The organism is Arthrobacter sp. NicSoilC5 (assembly GCF_019977395.1).
Classification (GTDB): domain Bacteria; phylum Actinomycetota; class Actinomycetes; order Actinomycetales; family Micrococcaceae; genus Arthrobacter.
Window position 1 is genome coordinate 4,264,421 of the sequence record NZ_AP024660.1, and the last position, 18,097, is coordinate 4,282,517.

Consider the following 18,097-nt stretch of genomic DNA (forward strand, 5'->3'; position numbering starts at 1 on the left):
GGTGAGCTCGGCATTGAACAAGGACCACCTTCGCATCGCATCAGTCAACGTCAACGGCCTCCGGGCTGCCTACAAAAACGGCATGGCGGCGTGGCTGGAACCGCGCGAAGTGGATATCCTCTGCCTGCAGGAAGTGCGCGCCCCTGACGCGATCGTCCGGCAGCTGCTCGGCGAAGGCTGGCATATCCTGCACGCCGAGGCGGAAGCAAAAGGCCGTGCCGGCGTCGCCATCGCCTCCCGCCAGGAGCCGCTCGAAACCAGGAACGGCATTGGGGATGACTACTTCGCCACCGCCGGGCGCTGGGTGGAGGCCGATTTCCGCGTCCCTGACGCTGCGGGAAACCCCGTCCAGCTCACCGTTGCCAGCGCCTACGTGCACTCCGGCGAGGTAGGGACTCCCAAGCAGGACGACAAGTACCGCTTCCTTGACGTCATGAGCACCCGGCTTCCGGAGCTGACCAAGCACAGCGACCATGCGCTGGTGGTGGGGGACCTGAACGTCGCCCACACGCCCCGGGACATCAGGAACTCCAAGGGCAACCTCAAGAAGGCCGGCCACCTGCCGGAGGAACGCGCGTACTTCGACCGGTTCTTTGGTGAGGAAATCGGCTGGCATGACGTCCACCGGAACCTTGCCGGCGACGTCGACGGGCCATACACATGGTGGTCCTGGCGCGGCAAGGCGTTCGACAACGACACCGGGTGGCGCATCGACTACCACATGGCCACCCCCGGACTGGCAGCATCCGCCATTTCCGCCGTTGTCGACCGTGCAGCCACCTGGGATACCCGCTTCTCCGATCACGCCCCGCTGGTAGTGGACTACCAGCTCTAAGCCCGAAAGTTTTCCATGACCACCCAGACTCCCTCCACTGCCAAGAAGCGCATCCTTTCCGGCGCCAAGCCCACCGCGGATTCCCTGCACCTGGGCAACTACATCGGCGCCGTGCGCAACTGGGTGGACATGCAGGCGGAATACGACGCCGTCTTCTTCATCCCGGACCTGCATGCCATCACGGTGGATTTCGATCCCGCCGAACTGGCCAAGCGCACCCGCATTGTGGCGGCGCAGTACATCGCCGCCGGCATCGACCCGGACAAGAGCATCTTCTTTGTCCAGTCCCATGTCCCGGAGCACGCACAGCTTGCCTGGGCGCTGAACTGCATCACCGGCTTCGGTGAGGCGTCCCGGATGACCCAGTTCAAGGACAAGACCCAGAAGTCGGGCGCTGACGCCGCAACGCTGGGCCTGTTCGCCTACCCCACGCTGATGGCCGCGGATATCCTCCTGTACCAGAGCGATCTGGTGCCGGTCGGCGAGGACCAGCGGCAGCACCTGGAACTGACCCGGAACCTCGCGCAGCGTTTCAACACCCGGTTTGGCCACACCTTCACGGTTCCCGAGGCGACGATCGTCAAGGAAAGCGCCAAGATCTACGACCTCCAGAACCCCAGCGCCAAGATGTCCAAGACGGGGGAGTCCCCCAACGGTGCCATCCAGCTGCTGGAGGATCCCAAGATCGCCGCCAAGCGCATCAAATCGGCAGTGACGGACGCGGGCACGGACATCCGCTTTGACGCCGAGGAGAAGCCCGGGGTCTCCAACCTGCTGACCATCTACTCTTCCCTGACCGGGAAGTCGGTGGCGGAGCTCGAAGCCGAGTACCAGGGGAAGATGTACGGCCACCTCAAGGTGGACCTCGCGGAGGTGGTGGTGGACTTCATCACCCCGCTCCGCAACCGGACCAACGAGCTGATGGCTGATCCCGCCGAGCTTGACCGGCTGCTGGCCCTCGGTGCGGAACGGGCCCGGGAAATTGCCTCCGTCACGCTGGGCCAAGCATACCAGCGCATGGGCTTCCTGCCGTCCCTCAGCCTCGCAGGAGTCCGCTAGCGCTATGTCTTCGAGAAACGTCACCGCCAGGGGAGGTGCCTTCTCCGCCGGCCAGGCGGAGCGGAACCTGGCTGACCGCTTCGAAGACCAGTCCGGCCACAACGCGGCAACGGACCGTGAGATGCCCCGCAGCGACGAAATCAGTGTGGGCGTCATCCTGGGCTTTCCCGCCGAGATAGCTGACGAACTGCAGCGCTGGCGCGCGTCCTTTGGCGATCCCCTGGCCGGGGTGGTGCCCGCGCACATCACGCTGGTCACCACCACTCCCACCCAGGACTGGGAGGCCACCCGCCGGCACGTCCGCGAGGTGGCCCGCTGCCAGAGCCCCTTCATGGTGACCATCGCCGGAACCGGAACTTTCCGGCCGGTTTCGCCGGTGGTGTTCATCAACGTGGAGGACGGCTTCGAGGAGTGCGTGGACCTGCACCGCAAGCTGCAGCAGGGTCCCCTTCACCGGGAACTGCCCTTTGCTTACCATCCCCACGTCACCATCGCCCATGATGTCGCCCCTGAAAGCCTGGATGAAGCCGAAACGGTGCTGAAGAACTACAGGGCCACCTTCCCCGTGGTTAGCATGGGACTCTATGAGCATGATGCCGACGGCATCTGGCAGCTACGGGAAGAGCTGGACTTTGGGACCGAAACTGACAACCACGCCGGCACCAGCTTCACGGACGCTGCCGCGGACACCACAACCGAAGGCGGCTGACCGGCCGCCGCTGCCCACGCAGCATGCCCAGCTGAAGCTGGCCGTCATCCAAAAGCGGATGGAATGGGGAAAAGCCAGGAGAGCGGGCGGCGGCGTGGTGCCGGGCCTGATGGCACTGATCCAGTGGCTGCTGGCCAAACTCAACACCTTGCGCCCCATGCGGGCCTTCCAGCACTACAACCTCCAGCACGGGCCCCTGCTGAGCGCCGGCATTGGCTTCCGGATGTTCTTCTCCATCACCGGCCTCCTCACCACCGGGTTTTCGATAGCCGGGCTTGTCCTCAGCGGACAGCCGGCCCTCCTCGACACCATTGTTGCCACGGTGGCGCACAGCGCCCCCGGCCTCCTGAAACTCGGCAACGGGGACGGACTGGTGGACCCGAAGGACCTCCTGAACCCGGGCGGCCTTGGCTGGACGGCGGTTATTGCCGCTGTGGTCACCATCATCACCTCGCTGGGCTGGATCAACGGGATGAGGGACGGGCTGCGCGGGGTGCTGCAACTTCCTCCGCTTGTGGTCAACCCCATCCTGGTGCGGCTGCGCGACGCCGGTACCCTGCTGCTGCTGGGGCTGGCCCTGGTGATCAGCGCGGGCGCCTCCCTTGTCTTCGGCACGGCGGCGGGTTGGGTGGTGGGTTTCCTGCATCTCAGCGACGCCGTGGCCGGTCCCCTCACCACGTCCGTCAAGATCGTGGTGCCTCTGGTCCTGAACTGGGTCACCGCGCTGATCATGTTCCGGCTCGCCGCCGGACTGAAACTGTCCCGGCAGGCGCTGCTCGAAGGCACCATCCTGGCCGCCGTAGGCACTACCGTTCTGCAGATCTTCAGCACTGAGCTGCTGGCAGGTGCCAGCCGGAACCCAATCCTGGCCTCATTCGCCATCATCATCGGACTGCTGATCTGGTTCAACCTGGTCAGCCAGGTCTACCTTGTCTCAGCCGGGTGGTCGGCGATCCGTGAGGCTGACCTGGAGTCCGGCGGCGCTCCGCGGAAAACCATCCTCGGCGCGCGGCGGGCCACGCCCCAGACCTGACCTGCCGTCCCGGGTGAGGCCGGCAGGGATATCGGGCCGTGGCCGGCTGTTCTACGGCGCCGGCACCAGCCCCTCCCACGCCACCGTCCAGCCCGCTGGAAAGCCGGGGGCGTGCCGGTCCGGGCCGTTGTCCCAGCCGGCTGCCATCAGGGCGACGGCGGCAAGCAGGCCGCCATTGCCCGGCAGGTACAGGGGCAGCGAGTCCGTCTGGCGGTTGTGCCCGTTGGACAGCACCGTATTCTTTCCGGCCTCCTGCAGGAGCGCGTTGACTGCGGCCTCGGGGCGGCCCAGGCGCGCAGCGGTCATGGCCATGACCGGATAGTCCCAGCCCCACGTGCTGTCCCAGTCCCAGTCCGCCAGGACATCCTCCAGCGTGGCGTTCATGATGCCTTCGTCGATCAGGTCCGTCAGCGGAAGGACGCCGAGCGCGCAAAGCATTGAGGGGTGGTCTGTCCTGATGGTGAAGGGTTCCACGTCCATGGCCGCGTAGACGCCGTTGAGCACGCGCGGGGGCACCAGGCCGTCCGCCACCGTGAGCCAGGACTGCACGGGTTCCAGCCCCAGCCGCTCCCGCCAGGCGGCGGCCGTGCGCAGGCCCCACTGCCAGTACGCGAGTTCAAAGGTGGGGTTGGTGACGGTCCCGCGGAGGGGACCGTAGCTTTCCTGCGCGGGAATGAGGGGCGGGCCCAGCTCAAAACCGCGCGGTGTGGGGTGGGCGAACCCGGCCATGAAGTGGGCGGATTCGAAGACGATGTCCGCAAATTCCTCCAGCACCTCCCGGCCCGGACGGCTCCGGTACACCAGTTCCGCCAAGTGGATGGGATGCGGCTGCTGCCAGATAAGGAAGGTGCCGATCGGGCTGGGGCTCTCCCTTCCGTCCGGACCTGTTTGCTTTGGCCAGCGGGCGCCGTCGAACCCTTGTCCCCGGGCCGTTTCCCGTGCGCCCTCCAGCACCGTGGCGTACCAGCGCAGGGACGGCAGGAGGAGCTACACCCGGTTCCAGTGCGCAAAGTGGGCGGCGTGCCACCAGTGCATCTCCAGGTGGAAACGTCCGCGCCACGAATTGCAGACCAGCCCGGTTTCCTGCGGCGGCAGGGACCCTGAACAGTTGACGGCCGTGAGGTATTGGGAGAGCACGATGCGCCGTTCAAGCTCAGCGGCCCGGGGATCCGCCGTGGCAGCCAGTTCCACGGCACCGCCGGATCCCCAGAAGCGTGGCCAGTGCGACGCCGACGCGGCGGCGACAGTGCTGCCAGGCAACGGAGGAGCCCCCATCGGATGCCCGGCGCCGGGAGGCAGCGGAGTGCTTGCGCCCGCCTTTCCGGCCACCCGGGAAAGGCCCGCGCCGCCGCGCGGAATACAGTCACCATCTCCGGCGGTAAGGAAGGCGATGGACAGGTCCAGGACGGCCGGATCCGCATCCACGCACGAACGTATCCTCACGTGGTGCGTCCCTGTTTGGTCCACGGTCAGGCCCTGCCCCGAAACCACCGCCTGGTACCGCGCGTTATCCAGTTCGCGGTGCACGATCCAGCTGGTGGATCCGGGGTGGAGCTCTGAGGGGTGTGGTTGGCCAAGGCGGGTTGTGTGGGCCTCGGGCTGCTCCCAACCGGCCGCGTTGTGCCACGCCTCTGAGCCGTACGGAAAGTCAATGCCGATCACCAGCCCGTCCCGGACCGCAGTCGACTCCACCCGGATGCCCAGTTCGTCGCGGTCCGGATGGCAGGCTGTGGTGACCTTGGCCGGATGGCCCGCAACCGTGAACGTACTGGTGACGGTGCCGGTCCACAGATCCAGGGTCTGGCTGGTGCCGGAGAGTTCGCCGCTGCTGAGCGGCCGGCCGGTGCCGCCCTGCAGCAGGTGGAAGCCGATGCGTCCGAGGTCCAGGCGGTGCGGGTTGGCGCGAAGCCATGTTTCTGCTGCTGAGGTGCCCGTTTCACGGTCATTGACGATGTCTCCCACCATGTCCACGTACGGCACCGGGCCGCGCGGTGAATCGTAGAGGACAGTGGACCCTGCCAGGGTGCAGTGTTCCCCGCCCGGCGTGGAGTGCCAGCCCCACGCGGACTGTGTCCCCAGCAGGGTTCCCGGCGGGAGTGCGTCCTCGCGCGGCCCCACAGGGTAATCGCGCGGAAGCGTCTGCAGCCCGGTGAGGTCCATGGTGAAAGCGAACTCGCCGTTGCCCACGGAGAGGGGACTGCGCGGATCAAGCGTCCGCTGCCGGACATTGTGGCGCCGCACCAGTGCTTCCCGGTCGATGGGGGCTGGACCGTCTGAAGGGACTCCTCCGGCTCTGTCCGGTCCTGCAGTGCTGCCGTGGCTGCGCAAAGTGCACGTCCTCCTGAGGGATGGCTGGTGACCGGGATGTCCGGCGCACGACGCGCCGTCCCGTCCACTGCGGACCAAGGTTCCCGGACGGTGAGAAAGCGGTTTCCGCGATCCATCATTGGCTGGTTCCAGGGCGGTGTCAAGGCCTTCCCGGGCGCGGAACGGCCCGAAAGTTTTCGGCGGCAACGCCGTGCGGACCAGGATACCCGCCGCCTATTGACGGCCTGCAAAACGTGTTGATACGTTTCACGAAACCGTTTTCCAGCCCCCTGATCCAGGAAGAAGTCTGCCCAATGACGCGCCACGGTATGCCCCGCATTCGTCAGTCCATTGCCATCCTGTCAGCAGCAGCCATGCTGGCCGTGACCGCGGGTTGTTCCAGCCCATCGTCCAACAAGGCCGAGGATGGGCCGGTGGAAATCCGGTTCTCCTGGTGGGGCAACGCCGGCCGCGCCGACCTGACCAACAAAGCCATCGCGGAATTCGAGGCAGCCAACCCCACCATCAAGGTCAAGCCGGAGTACGGGGACATCGGCGGTTACTTCGACAAGCTTGCCACCCAGATGGCCGCCAACGACGCCCCGGACGTGATCACCATGGGCGGCGCGTATCCCGCGGAATATGCCAACCGCGGGGCGTTGCTGGACCTGTCGAAGGTAGAGGGGTCACTCGACTTGTCCAAGCTGGACCAGGGTGCGCGGGAAAACGGCCAGGTCAAAGGAAAGCAGTACGGGGTCTCCACGGGAGCCAACGCACTGGCGATCGTGGTGAACCCCGCAGTCTTCACGGCTGCGGGCGTCCCCATGCCGGATGACAGCACCTGGAGCTGGGATGACTTTGCCAGGACGGCCAACTGGGACTGGGCAAGGAGACGGTGCGGGACTACTTCGATTACTCACTGAAGCTCAGCGAATCCGGCGCCGCCCCCAGTGCTTCCGAAACGGTGGAAAAGCTCAACGTCAGCACCGAGCAGACGCTCATGGGCATGGGCAAGGCCGGGATGATGCTGACCTGGAGCGACTCGCTGACTGCCCTCAGCAAGGCTTCAGGCGCAGACCTAAAGCTGCTCAAGCTTCCCGGCGAAAAACCCACTCCGGGAATCTGGCTCCAGTCCTCGCAGTTCTACACCATCTCCGCCCGCAGCAAGCACACCGACGCTGCGGCTAAGCTGGTGGACTTCCTGGTGAACAACCAGGCCGCCGCCAGGATCATCCAAAGCGACAGGGGCATCCCCGGCAACGCCGATATGCGGGCCGCTATCCAGGACGGCCTCACGCCGCAGGGGAAGGTCGAAGCCGGGTACATCGACCAGATCGGCAAAATGGACTTCGCTCCCACCTACATCGGCCCTACCGGTTCCACCGCGGTTTCCGAGATCACCGCCCGGATCAACACCGACGTCCTGTTCAAGCGGCTCACACCGGAGAAGGCGGCCGAACAGTGGATCAGCGAGAGCAAGGCAGCCATCGGCAAGTAGGCTTCCCGCCACAGGCGGCGCGGCCGGATCAGGCGGGGGTTGCGTCCAGGTACTGGTCAGCCCAGGCAGCGATAATCCGCGCGGCCCGTGCGGCCTGCCCCTTGCCGGTCAGGAGGTGGTCGCTTCCCTCGAGCGAGACGAAGTTCCGCGGGTGCCGTGCGGTCTGGAAGATGGTGCTGGCATTCTCAATCCCCACGGTGTTGTCGGTAGGGGAGTGGAGCACCATCAGCGGCTTGTGCAGCTGCCTGATGCAGTCCGTGAGGTCCGCGTTCTCCAGGTCCTCCACGAAATGCCGGCGGATTTCCACGCGTTTGCCGCCCAGGTCCACCTCGGCGCTGCCCTCACTCAGGATCCGGTCCAGTGCGGCATCGAACACATGGGCCACGTGTTTGGGGGAGAAGGGCGCTCCCACGGTGGCAACGGCGTCCAGTTCGGGAATTTCCCGGGCAGCGGCGAGGACCGCAGCGCCGCCGAACGAATGGCCCACCAGCAGCGAGATTTCCTTCCCCTCGCTGCGCATGAATTCCGCCGCCTTCACCGTGTCCGCAACCTTGTGGCTGAAGGATCCGGCAGACCATTCCCCGGCGGAGCCGCCCAGGCCCACGTTGTCGAAACGCAGCATGCCGATGCCGCTGTCAGCCAGGGCTTTGCACATCCGTGCCGCGGAGGGGCTGTCCTTGCCCAGCGTGAAGCCGTGCGAAAAGACGCCCCAGCCTTTGACGGGGCCCTCGGGAACATCGATGATGCCGGAGAGCAGCTCTCCGGTGGAGCCGGCGAAGGACACTTTTTCGGAGCGGGACATGCTGTCCCCTTTCTGTGCGGAAAGGCTGTGCGGAAACGAACGACGGCGCCCTCCACCACGTGTGGTGGGTGACGCCGTCGGCCGTTGTGTCTGTGTTGAACGCGCCTAGATCCTGCGGGCCAGGATGGCCTGCTTGACCTCCGCGATGGCCTGCGTGACCTGGATGCCGCGGGGGCATGCCTCCGAGCAGTTGAAGGTGGTGCGGCAGCGCCACACGCCTTCCTTGTCGTTGAGGATCTCCAGGCGCATGTCGCCGGCATCATCGCGGGAGTCGAAGATGAAGCGGTGCGCGTTCACGATGGCGGCGGGGCCGAAGTACTGCCCGTCGGTCCAGAACACGGGGCAGGAGGACGTGCACGCAGCACACAGGATGCACTTGGTGGTGTCATCAAAGCGCTCACGGTCCTCTGCGGACTGCAGGCGCTCCCGGGTGGGCTCGTGGCCCTTGTTGATCAGGAAGGGCATGACTTCGCGGTACGACTGGAAGAACGGCTCCATGTCCACGATCAGGTCCTTTTCCACCGGCAGGCCCTTGATGGGCTCCACCGTGATGGGCTTGGACGTGTCCAGGTCCTTCAGGAGGGTCTTGCAGGCAAGGCGGTTGCGGCCGTTGATGCGCATGGCGTCCGAGCCGCACACGCCGTGGGCGCAGGAGCGGCGGAACGACAGGGTGCCGTCCATCTCCCACTTCACCTTGTGCAGGGCGTCCAGGACACGGTCCGTGCCGTACATGGTCAGGTGGAAATCGTCCCAGGTTGATTCCCCGGAGACCTCCGGGTTGTACCGGCGGACCCGCAGGTGGACGTCGAACGTGGGGATTTCCCCGCCCCCGCCAACGCCGGCAGGAAGTTCAACCTTTGAGGCTGGCTCAGCGATTTCAGCGGTCATCTTAGTACTTCCTCACCATCGGCTCGTAGCGGGTAAAGACAACCGGCTTGGTGGCCAGGCGGATGCCGGCGATTGATTCCGCCGATCCGTCAGCCGGCGCATGGTCATCCTTGTACGCCATGGAGTGCTTCATGAATTTCTCGTCGTCACGCTCGGGGAAGTCCTCGCGGAAGTGTCCGCCGCGGGATTCCTCACGGTGCAGGGCGGCCACGGTCATGACCTTGGCCAGTTCCAGCAGGAAGCCGAGTTCCACGGCCTCGAGCAGGTCCAGGTTGAAGCGCTTGCCCTTGTCCTGGACGTTGATGCGCTTGTAGCGCTCCTCGAAGGATTCGATGTCGCGCAGCACCTGGTTCAGGGTGTCTGCCGTACGGAACACCTGCATGTTCGCGTCCATCGTGTCCTGCAGTTCCTTGCGGATCTGCGCCACTTTCTCGTCGCCGGTGCCGTTGCGGGCAATGTCCAGCAGCTCGGTGGTGTAGGCCAGCGGGTTCTCCGGCAGTTCCACGTAAGGCGCGGTCTTTGCGTACTCCGCGGCGGCGATGCCGGCGCGCTTACCGAAGACGTTGATGTCCAGCAGCGAGTTGGTGCCCAGGCGGTTGGAGCCGTGGACGGAGACGCAGGCAACTTCACCAGCGGCGTAGAGGCCGGGGATTACGGTGTCGTTGTCCTGCAGCACCTCGGTCTGGATGTTCGTGGGAATGCCGCCCATGGCGTAGTGCGCGGTGGGGAACACCGGCACCGGCTCGGTGTACGGTTCCACGCCCAGGTAGGTGCGGGCGAACTCGGTGATGTCCGGGAGCTTGGCGTCAATGTGCGCCGGCTCCAGGTGGGTCAGGTCCAGGAGGACGTAATCCTTGTTTGGGCCGCAGCCGCGGCCCTCGCGCACCTCGTTGGCCATGGAGCGGGCCACGATGTCACGCGGCGCCAGGTCCTTGATGGTGGGGGCGTAGCGCTCCATGAAGCGCTCACCCTCGGAGTTGCGGAGGATTGCACCTTCACCGCGGGCGGCCTCGGACAGCAGGATGCCCAGGCCGGCCAGGCCGGTGGGGTGGAACTGGAAGAATTCCATGTCTTCCAGCGGGATGCCGCGGCGGAAGGCGATGCCCATGCCGTCACCGGTCAGGGTGTGGGCGTTGGAGGTGGTCTTGAAGACCTTGCCGGCGCCACCGGAGGCGAACACCACGGACTTGGCCTGGAACACGTGCAGTTCACCGGAGGCGAGGTCGTATGAGACGACGCCGGCCACGCGCTTCTGCTTGTAGGCAGTGCCGTCTTCGCGGACTGCGTCCTCTTCAACCGTCAGCAGGTCCAGGACGTAGTACTCGTTATAGAACTCAACGTTGTGCTTGACGCAGTTTTGGTACAGGGTCTGCAGGATCATGTGGCCGGTACGGTCCGCGGCGTAGCATGCACGGCGGACGGGAGCCTTGCCGTGGTCACGGGTGTGGCCACCGAAGCGGCGCTGGTCGATGCGGCCCTCGGGCGTGCGGTTGAAGGGCAGGCCCATCTTTTCCAGGTCCAGCACGGCGTCGATGGCTTCCTTGGCCATGACCTCGGCGGCGTCCTGGTCAACCAGGTAGTCGCCGCCCTTGACGGTGTCGAAGGTGTGCCATTCCCAGTTGTCTTCCTCGACATTGGCAAGGGCTGCACACATGCCACCCTGTGCCGCACCCGTGTGCGAGCGGGTGGGGTAGAGCTTGGTCAGTACTGCTGTGCGCGCGCGCTGACCGGACTCGATCGCGGCGCGCATGCCAGCACCACCGGCACCGACGATGACGACGTCGTACTTATGGACCTGCATACCAGACGCTCTTTCTCTCAAAATTCGCTATAAAACAACGGGGCGGCTTTGCCTGCTCCGCAAAACAGGGCCCGCGGACAAGCCCGCGGGCCCAGGGTCGTGCCAGTGCTAGGCAGGGCAGAAGCCGCCCGGAAGGGCAACGCCGTTCACTACGGGGCACGGGTTGAAGGTGAAGATGACCAGGGTGCCCAGGAGGATGATGACCACAGCGGCCGCGTAGAGAACGGTCTTCAGCCAGCGGCGGGTGGACGTCTTCTCGGCGTAGTCGTTGATGATGGTCCGCACGCCGTTGCTGCCGTGCAGCATGGCCAGCCACAGCATGGCCAGGTCCCAGAACTGCCAGAACGGGTCGGCCCACTTGCCGGCCACGAAGCCGAAGTCAATGGCGTGGATGCCTTCGCCGACCATCAGGTTCACGAACAGGTGGCCGAAGATCAGGACCACCAGCACCACGCCGGAAAGGCGCATGAACAGCCAGGCGATCATCTCGAAGTTGCCCTTGGACCCGCCGCTGCGGCGGTACTGGGGAGCGATCCGGCCGCTGCGGGGGCTCTCGATGGTTGCAGTCATGGCTTAGTGACCTCCGAGGGCGAGGGACAGGTGGCGGATGGAGAAGGCGACCATGGTCACGACCCAGAGGGCCAGGACTGCCCACAGCATCTGCCGCTGGTACTTGGCGCCCTTCTTCCAGAAGTCGACCGCGATGATCCGCAGGCCATTGAAGGCGTGGAAAACGATGGCAGCCACAAGGCCGGTCTCACCCAGCGCCATCAGCGGATTCTTGTAGGCGCCGATCACGGCGGTGTAGGCCTCCGGTGACACACGCACCAAGGAGGTGTCCAGGACGTGGACCAACAAGAAGAAAAAGATCACTACACCGGTAATACGGTGTCCTACCCAGGACCACATGCCTTCACGGCCGCGGTACAAGGTGCCAGCTGGTTTTGTCGGCACTGATAAACCTCCCTGCAACACAGCGGCGCTGGCATGAGATCCATGCGGGGGGAACGCCTGCTGCGAGAGCACTCGTAGCTCAGGCCTAAATCTAGGCTTCGCTAACAGCTTATTCAATTTAGGCGTTTGTTGGTGCCCAGTGCTGGAGCGGATTTTCCGGGGAAATGAGACAAACACCACATCCGTGCGGGCCCAAAGGCCGGGGCGGAGGCCAAAACGCGGGCCCATGCGCCGCCACAGGAGCCGCCCGCGGCCCTTCAGCTAAAGTAGCCGTGATGAGTACAGACAAAGTGACAAGCCCGGCTTCACCCCTTGACCGCTTCATTGCGGTGATTCCGGCAGGCGGAGTGGGGACCCGCCTCTGGCCTCTGTCACGAGCAGCAGCTCCCAAGTTCCTTCACGATCTCACCGGATCGGGCAGCACGTTGCTGCGCGCCACCTACGACCGGCTGCACCCCCTCGCGGGCAACCGGATGCTGGTGGTGACCGGCCAGGCGCACCGTGAAGCCGTGTGCCGCCAGCTTCCTGAGGTGCGCGACTCCGACCTTGTCCTGGAGTCCGAGCCCAAGGACTCCGGTGCGGCAATCGGCCTTGCAGCGGCAATCCTGCACGAACGCGATCCCGACACCATCATGGGTTCCTTCGCCGCCGACCAGGTGATCAGCCCGGACAACCTCTTCCAGGAGGCAGTCCGTGAAGCCATCCATACCGCTGCTGCCGGCAAGATCGTGACCATCGGCATCAAGCCCACCCACCCGTCCACCGGTTTCGGTTACATCCGTTCCGGCAAGGCCCTCCACATCGAAGGCGCCCCCAGCGCCCACGACGTCGTGGAATTCGTCGAAAAGCCGGACGAGACGGTGGCCCAGCAGTACGTGGACAGCGGCGACTACGTGTGGAACGCCGGCATGTTCGTGGCGCCCGTGTCGCTGATGCTCAAGCACCTCGAGGCCAACCAGCCCGAACTGTTCCAGGGCCTGCAGGAAATCGCCCGTGCCTGGGACACCCCCCAGCGTGATGAGGTCACTGCCCGCATCTGGCCCACCCTGCCCAAGATCGCCATCGATTACGCGGTGGCCGAACCCGCCGCCGAAGCCGGGGACGTCGCCGTCGTGCCCGGTTCCTTCCGCTGGGACGACGTCGGCGACTTCGCCTCGGTCGGCCGCCTCAACAGCGCCAAGGAAGTGGATGACGTCACCGTCCTCGGTGAGGGCGCCCGCGTGTTCACCGAGAACTCCAGCGGCGTCGTTGTCACCGACACCAAGCGTGTCATCGCCCTGATCGGAATCCAGGACGTCGTCATCGTGGATACGCCGGACGCCCTGTTGGTGACCACCATGGCCAATTCCCAGCGCGTGAAGGCTGCCGTGGACGCCCTCAAGGCGAGCGGGGACACGGACGTCCTCTGACCGGGAACCTGCCGGCACTCCGCGTGCCGGCAGGGCCGGGATGTAACGCGGCTCAGTGAATGGGCGCTAATGCCGCCACCCTCGCTAGAGTGAAACAGTGCGCAACTACACTACTGAAGCCGAGCCCACCGCCCTGGTGGCTCCCTGGCTCGAACCGCTCCTGCCGGAACTGATCGAATTCCGCCGGGACCTGCATGCGCACCCGGAACTGTCCTTCAAGGAGTTCCGCACCACGGACAAGCTCGCCGAACGGCTCGAAGCCGCAGGCCTGAGCCCCCGCCGCCTGGAAGGCACCGGCCTGACGGTGGACGTGGGCGAAGGCCCCATTGCCACGGCCCTGCGCGGTGACATCGACGCCCTGCCCATCATCGAGGAGACGGGCCTGCCGTTCGCGTCGAAAAACCACGGCGTGACCCACGCCTGCGGCCATGATGTGCACACCACCACCATGCTGGGCATTGCCCTGGTCCTGCACCGGATGCACCAGGAAGCACCCCTCGGCGCCACCGTCCGCATCATCTTCCAGCCTGCCGAGGAAACCATGCCCGGCGGCGCACATGCCTGCATCGAGCAGGGTGTCCTGGACGGTGTGCCCCGGATCCTTGCTCTGCACTGCGACCCGCGGATCGAAGTGGGCAAGGTGGGCACCAGGATCGGTGCCATCACATCGGCCTCGGACACCATCCGGATCGAACTGTCCGGGCGTGGCGGCCACACCTCCCGCCCGCACCTCACTGAGGACCTCGTGTTCGCGCTGGCGCAGATTGCTGTCAACGTGCCGGCCGTGCTGTCCCGCAGGGTGGACGTCCGCAGCGGCGTCTCCGTGGTGTGGGGCCAGATCACCGCAGGTTCGGCGCCCAACGCGATCCCCGGCAGCGGCTACATGGCGGGAACCATGCGCTGCCTGGACCGGGATGCCTGGCATGCCGCCGGTGAACTGCTCGACGAGGTGGTGCACCAGGTGGCCGCGCCCTACGGCGTGGACGTCCACCTTGAACACACCAGGGGAGTGCCGCCGGTGGTGAACTCCGAGCATGAGACGGCGATCATCGAGGCTGCTGCCCGCGCTGAGATCGGGGAAAGCGCCGTGGTGCTGACACCCCAGTCCATGGGCGGCGAGGACTTCGCCTGGTTCCTGGCCGAACTTCCGGGCGCGATGATGCGGCTGGGCACCAAAACGCCCGGCGGCGAGGACTACGACCTGCACCGCGGCGACTACATCCTGGACGAACGGTCCCTGGGCCTGGGCATCAGGGTGCTCACCGCGGCCGCCCTGCGCACCATCCGGGACCTGGAGCAGGCGCCCCTTTCCTAGCCCCGTCCCGCCGCAGGGCCGGCCGGGAGGTGCGGATCCGGCGGTGGGAACGCACGACGGCGTTTCAACCGGGGGCGGTCCGCGCTGCGGTAAGTTGTGCACAATTTAGTTGTGCGCTACGGTGGTTCTATGACCGAAGCACCCCGCCTGGACCGGCAAGTATGTTTTGCGCTCTATTCGGCGTCCCGGGCCGCCACCGCCGTCTACCGGCCGGTCCTGGATGAGCTGGGACTCACTTACCCGCAGTACCTGGTGATGCTGGTCCTGTGGGAAAGCGAACCCCGGGGCGTGAAGGAGCTTGGCGGGGAACTTGGCCTCGATTCCGGCACCCTGTCGCCCCTGCTCAAACGGCTGGAAACGCTGGGGCTGGTGGAACGGCGGCGGTCCGGCGAGGACGAGCGCCGCGTTGCGATCCACCTGACGCCCGCCGGACGGAACCTCAGCGGCCCGGCGAGTGCCATTCCGCAGCGGCTGGCCGATGCCGCCGGACTCTCCCTGGAAGAACTTGAACAACTGCGGACCACGCTCGGCAAGCTCACGGCGGCACTGCACGAATCACTGTGACCCCGAATACTGCACCATCCCAACAACAGGACGGATATCTTTCGTGAAGACTCTCTACACCGCAGAGGCCCTGGCCTCGGGCGAAGGCCGTGACGGCGCTGCCCGCAGCAACGACGGCCGGCTGGCCGTGGACCTGGCCAGCCCCCTGGAACTCGGTGGCAGCGGCCAGGGCACCAACCCTGAACAGCTCTTCGCCGCCGGCTACGCCGCCTGCTTCCACTCCGCACTGCGCCTGGTCGGCCGCAAGGCAGGCGCAGACCTCACGGACTCGGCCGTCGCGGCAAAAATCCACCTTGGGCAGCTGGACGGCGGCGCCGGCTTTGGGCTGGCCGCCGAACTGGAAATCGCCCTTCCCGCCCTGGACCTGGCCACCGCAGAGGACCTGGTGGCCAAGGCACACCAGGTCTGCCCCTATTCGAACGCCACCCGCGGCAACATCAACGTCGACCTCAAGATCCTGGAGTACGCAGCATGAGCACAGCCCTCGCAACCACCACCCGTGAAATCCGGCTCGCCTCCCGACCCGTGGGGCGCCCGTCCGGTGAGAATTTCGATCTCGCAGAGTCACCGCTGCCCGCACTTGAAGACGGCCAGATCCTGGTGCGCAACCTCTTCATGTCCGTGGACCCGTACATGCGGGGCCGCATGAACGACGTCAAGTCCTACTCCGCCCCCTTCGCCGTGGGCAAAGCGCTCGACGGCGGTGCGGTGGGTGAGGTGATCGCGTCCCGTTCGTCGGCACACAAGGAGGGGGACGTCGTCGTCCATTCCCTGGGTTGGCGGGAGTATGCGGTGGTGGACGGCGATGCTGCCACCCCTGCCCGCACTGACCTGGCACCGGCGTCGGCTTTCCTCGGCGCCCTGGGCATGACCGGGCTGACGGCCTACACCGGCCTGTTGAAGGTAGCGGAATTCAAGCCGGGGGACGCCGTGTTCGGCTCCGGCGCCGCAGGTGCGGTGGGCTCCCTGGTGGGCCAGATCGCCAAGGCCATGGGCGCCTCGCGGGTCATCGGCTCTGCAGGCTCGCCCGCCAAGGTGGCACGCCTCCTGGAGCTGGGCTTCGACGCCGCGTTCGACTACCACGATGGTCCCGTGGTGGAGCAGCTGCAGAAGGCAGCAGGCCCCGCCGGCATCGACGTCTACTTCGACAACGTGGGCGGCGAGCACCTGGAGGCCGCCCTGGCGGTCCTCAATGTGGGCGGCCGGGTGGCAATGTGCGGCGCGATCGCACAGTACAACTCCACCGAACCGACTCCCGCACCGCACAACCTCATGCAGGCAATCGGCAAGCAGCTGACCCTGCGCGGCTTCCTGGTGGGCGGCCAGCGGCAGCACGCCGCTGAGTTCGCGGAGAAGATGGCCGGCTGGCTTGCGGACGGCACCGTGCGCTACGACGAGACGATCGTGGACGGCCTGGAGAACGCGCCGCAGGCGTTCATGGACCTGCTGGACGGGGCAAACACCGGCAAGATGCTGGTCCGGCTGTAGCCCAAGCACTGATCAAACCGAAGAACCATAAGCAGTAGGGGCGCCTCCTTTGGAGGCGCCCCTACTGCTTGGTAACAACTTGTAAACAATATCCGGGGTCAGCTCCCACCGTGCTATGGGGACGTGGCGCAGGCCACTAAAGTGATTGCCATCAGTGCGCTCCGGCGCAGTGCTGCGTGCCTTCAGTGAAAACAGAATTTCAGCGCCGAAACGGACACTCATTGAATTCCGCCCGTAGTGCCACTCGCATCATCCCTGGAGGAAAATTGAAGAAATCACTGCGTGCCGGCTTCAAGCGCGGTTCAATGGCCGGTGTGGCCACCCTCGGTGCGTCCGCCTTGCTGCTCACCGGTTGCGGAGCCGCCCCGTCTGCGTCCCCCTCCGGTTCAGCGACCGCCTCGGACTACACCGCATGCATGGTGTCAGACTCCGGAGGATTCGACGACAAGTCGTTCAACCAGTCCGGCTACGAGGGCCTGCAGAGCGCCGTGAAGGACCTCGGCATCAAGGAAAAGCACGTCCAGTCCAAGGCTGACACGGACTACGATCCCAACCTCCGCTCCATGGTCCAGCAGGGCTGCAAGCTGACCGTTACTGTCGGCTTCCTGCTCGGCGACGCCACCAAGTCCATCGCGACGGCCAACCCGAACAGCCACTTCGCCATCATTGACTACAACGACCCCACGTTCCCCAAGAACGTCAAGCCGATCGTCTATGACACTGCCCAGGCCGCGTTCCTGGCCGGCTACCTGGCAGCAGGCACCTCCAAGACGGGGAAGGTCGCAACCTTCGGCGGCATCAACATTCCCACCGTCACCATCTTCATGGACGGCTTTGCCGATGGCGTGAAGTACTACAACGAGAAGAAGGGCAAGAGCGTCCAGCTCATCGGCTGGGACAAGGACAAGCAGGACGGCACCTTCGTTGGTGACTTCAAGCAGGTGGACAAGGGCAAGGTCCTGACCCAGGGGTTCCTTGACCAGGGCGCAGACATTGTTCTTCCGGTGGCCGGACCCGTTGGCGGCGGCGCGGGCAGCGCGATCCTCGATGCCAAGTCCAAAGGCAAGGACGCCAAGCTCATCTGGGTCGACTCCGATGGCTACCTGACTGCCCCGGATTACAAGTCCGTGATCCTCTCCTCCGTCCAGAAGACCATGTCCACCGCTGTGGAGACAGTCATCAAGGACGACAAGGACGGCAAGTTCGACGCGTCGCCCTACATTGGAACCCTGGCAAACGGCGGCGTGGCCCTGGCGCCGTTCCACGATCTGGATTCCGCCGTGCCGGCAGACCTGAAGAGCGACCTGGACCAGCTCAAGAAGGACATCATCTCCGGCACCGTCAAGGTCGAGTCGAAGTCCAGCCCCACCAAGTAAGCACCGAACCGCGGGGCGCGCTGCCCTTCCGCCGTTACCCCGGCCGAAGGGCAGCGCGT

Annotated in this window: 15 protein-coding genes and 2 pseudogenes; 11 read left to right on the forward strand and 6 right to left on the reverse strand. The window is 65.6% G+C overall.

Annotated features, from left to right (window positions below; all coding sequences use genetic code 11):
• Position 1 precedes the first annotated feature (1 nt).
• The 4 genes from LDO22_RS19875 to LDO22_RS19890 all read left to right on the forward strand — a co-directional run bounded on the left by LDO22_RS19875 (position 2) and on the right by LDO22_RS19890 (position 3,636).
• Entirely contained in the window at positions 2 to 835 is an 834-nt protein-coding gene (locus LDO22_RS19875; RefSeq protein ID WP_224025427.1) for an exodeoxyribonuclease III, read from the forward strand.
• Between the two features lie 15 nt (positions 836 to 850).
• Positions 851 to 1,894: a tryptophan--tRNA ligase gene (gene trpS / locus LDO22_RS19880; protein ID WP_224025428.1), complete on the forward strand. Its 1,044-nt coding sequence runs from the start codon at positions 851 to 853 to the stop codon at positions 1,892 to 1,894.
• A gap of 121 nt (positions 1,895 to 2,015) precedes the next feature.
• The gene (locus tag LDO22_RS19885) at positions 2,016 to 2,603 is read left to right on the forward strand and encodes a 2'-5' RNA ligase family protein (RefSeq protein WP_224027288.1); all 588 of its coding nucleotides are present in this window, start codon (positions 2,016 to 2,018) and stop codon (positions 2,601 to 2,603) included.
• A gap of 58 nt (positions 2,604 to 2,661) precedes the next feature.
• Complete coding sequence (locus tag LDO22_RS19890; protein WP_224025429.1) at positions 2,662 to 3,636, forward strand: YihY/virulence factor BrkB family protein; 975 nt, start codon at positions 2,662 to 2,664, stop codon at positions 3,634 to 3,636.
• A gap of 51 nt (positions 3,637 to 3,687) precedes the next feature.
• Here LDO22_RS19890 and LDO22_RS19895 read toward each other — a convergent pair.
• Positions 3,688 to 5,796 (reverse strand): annotated as a pseudogene (locus tag LDO22_RS19895) (hypothetical protein).
• 461 nt (positions 5,797 to 6,257) lie between these two features.
• On the opposite strand from LDO22_RS19895, the pseudogene LDO22_RS19900 reads away from it, so the two are divergent.
• Positions 6,258 to 7,441 (forward strand): annotated as a pseudogene (locus LDO22_RS19900) (extracellular solute-binding protein).
• Positions 7,442 to 7,469: 28 nt separating this feature from the next.
• Here the strand turns inward: LDO22_RS19900 and LDO22_RS19905 are convergent.
• The 5 genes from LDO22_RS19905 to sdhC all read right to left on the reverse strand — a co-directional run bounded on the left by LDO22_RS19905 (position 7,470) and on the right by sdhC (position 11,886).
• Positions 7,470 to 8,243 (reverse strand): alpha/beta hydrolase, encoded by a 774-nt coding sequence (locus tag LDO22_RS19905; RefSeq protein WP_224025430.1) that lies wholly within the window; start codon positions 8,241 to 8,243, stop codon positions 7,470 to 7,472.
• Between the two features lie 105 nt (positions 8,244 to 8,348).
• Positions 8,349 to 9,131, reverse strand: a complete 783-nt coding sequence (locus tag LDO22_RS19910; protein WP_159632570.1) for a succinate dehydrogenase iron-sulfur subunit — start codon at positions 9,129 to 9,131, stop codon at positions 8,349 to 8,351.
• Position 9,132: 1 nt separating this feature from the next.
• Complete coding sequence (gene sdhA, locus LDO22_RS19915; RefSeq protein ID WP_159632569.1) at positions 9,133 to 10,932, reverse strand: succinate dehydrogenase flavoprotein subunit; 1,800 nt, start codon at positions 10,930 to 10,932, stop codon at positions 9,133 to 9,135.
• 108 nt (positions 10,933 to 11,040) lie between these two features.
• A complete protein-coding gene (locus LDO22_RS19920) occupies positions 11,041 to 11,502 on the reverse strand; it encodes a succinate dehydrogenase hydrophobic membrane anchor subunit (protein WP_224025431.1) in 462 nt (153 codons plus the stop codon).
• A gap of 3 nt (positions 11,503 to 11,505) precedes the next feature.
• The gene (gene sdhC / locus LDO22_RS19925; RefSeq protein WP_081620212.1) at positions 11,506 to 11,886 is read right to left on the reverse strand and encodes a succinate dehydrogenase, cytochrome b556 subunit; all 381 of its coding nucleotides are present in this window, start codon (positions 11,884 to 11,886) and stop codon (positions 11,506 to 11,508) included.
• A gap of 275 nt (positions 11,887 to 12,161) precedes the next feature.
• Here sdhC and LDO22_RS19930 point away from each other — a divergent pair, with 275 nt between their 5' ends.
• The 6 genes from LDO22_RS19930 (at position 12,162) to LDO22_RS19955 (ending at position 18,038) form a co-directional block, all read left to right on the forward strand.
• Positions 12,162 to 13,295: a mannose-1-phosphate guanylyltransferase gene (locus tag LDO22_RS19930; RefSeq protein WP_159632567.1), complete on the forward strand. Its 1,134-nt coding sequence runs from the start codon at positions 12,162 to 12,164 to the stop codon at positions 13,293 to 13,295.
• Positions 13,296 to 13,392: 97 nt separating this feature from the next.
• A complete protein-coding gene (locus LDO22_RS19935) occupies positions 13,393 to 14,610 on the forward strand; it encodes an amidohydrolase (RefSeq protein ID WP_159632566.1) in 1,218 nt (405 codons plus the stop codon).
• A 129-nt stretch (positions 14,611 to 14,739) separates the two neighbouring features.
• Positions 14,740 to 15,174, forward strand: a complete 435-nt coding sequence (locus LDO22_RS19940) for a MarR family transcriptional regulator (RefSeq protein WP_043450533.1) — start codon at positions 14,740 to 14,742, stop codon at positions 15,172 to 15,174.
• A gap of 43 nt (positions 15,175 to 15,217) precedes the next feature.
• Positions 15,218 to 15,649, forward strand: a complete 432-nt coding sequence (locus LDO22_RS19945; RefSeq protein WP_275966911.1) for an organic hydroperoxide resistance protein — start codon at positions 15,218 to 15,220, stop codon at positions 15,647 to 15,649.
• On the forward strand, positions 15,646 to 16,662 hold the full coding sequence (locus tag LDO22_RS19950; RefSeq protein WP_224025432.1) for an NADP-dependent oxidoreductase: 1,017 nt from the start codon (positions 15,646 to 15,648) through the stop codon (positions 16,660 to 16,662). The genes LDO22_RS19945 and LDO22_RS19950 overlap by 4 nt, the downstream gene beginning before the upstream one ends.
• Before the next feature lie 266 nt (positions 16,663 to 16,928).
• Positions 16,929 to 18,038 carry a BMP family ABC transporter substrate-binding protein gene (locus LDO22_RS19955; RefSeq protein ID WP_224025433.1) on the forward strand — a complete coding sequence of 370 codons (1,110 nt, stop codon included), beginning with the start codon at positions 16,929 to 16,931 and terminating at the stop codon, positions 18,036 to 18,038.
• The last annotated feature ends 59 nt before the right edge of the window (positions 18,039 to 18,097 follow it).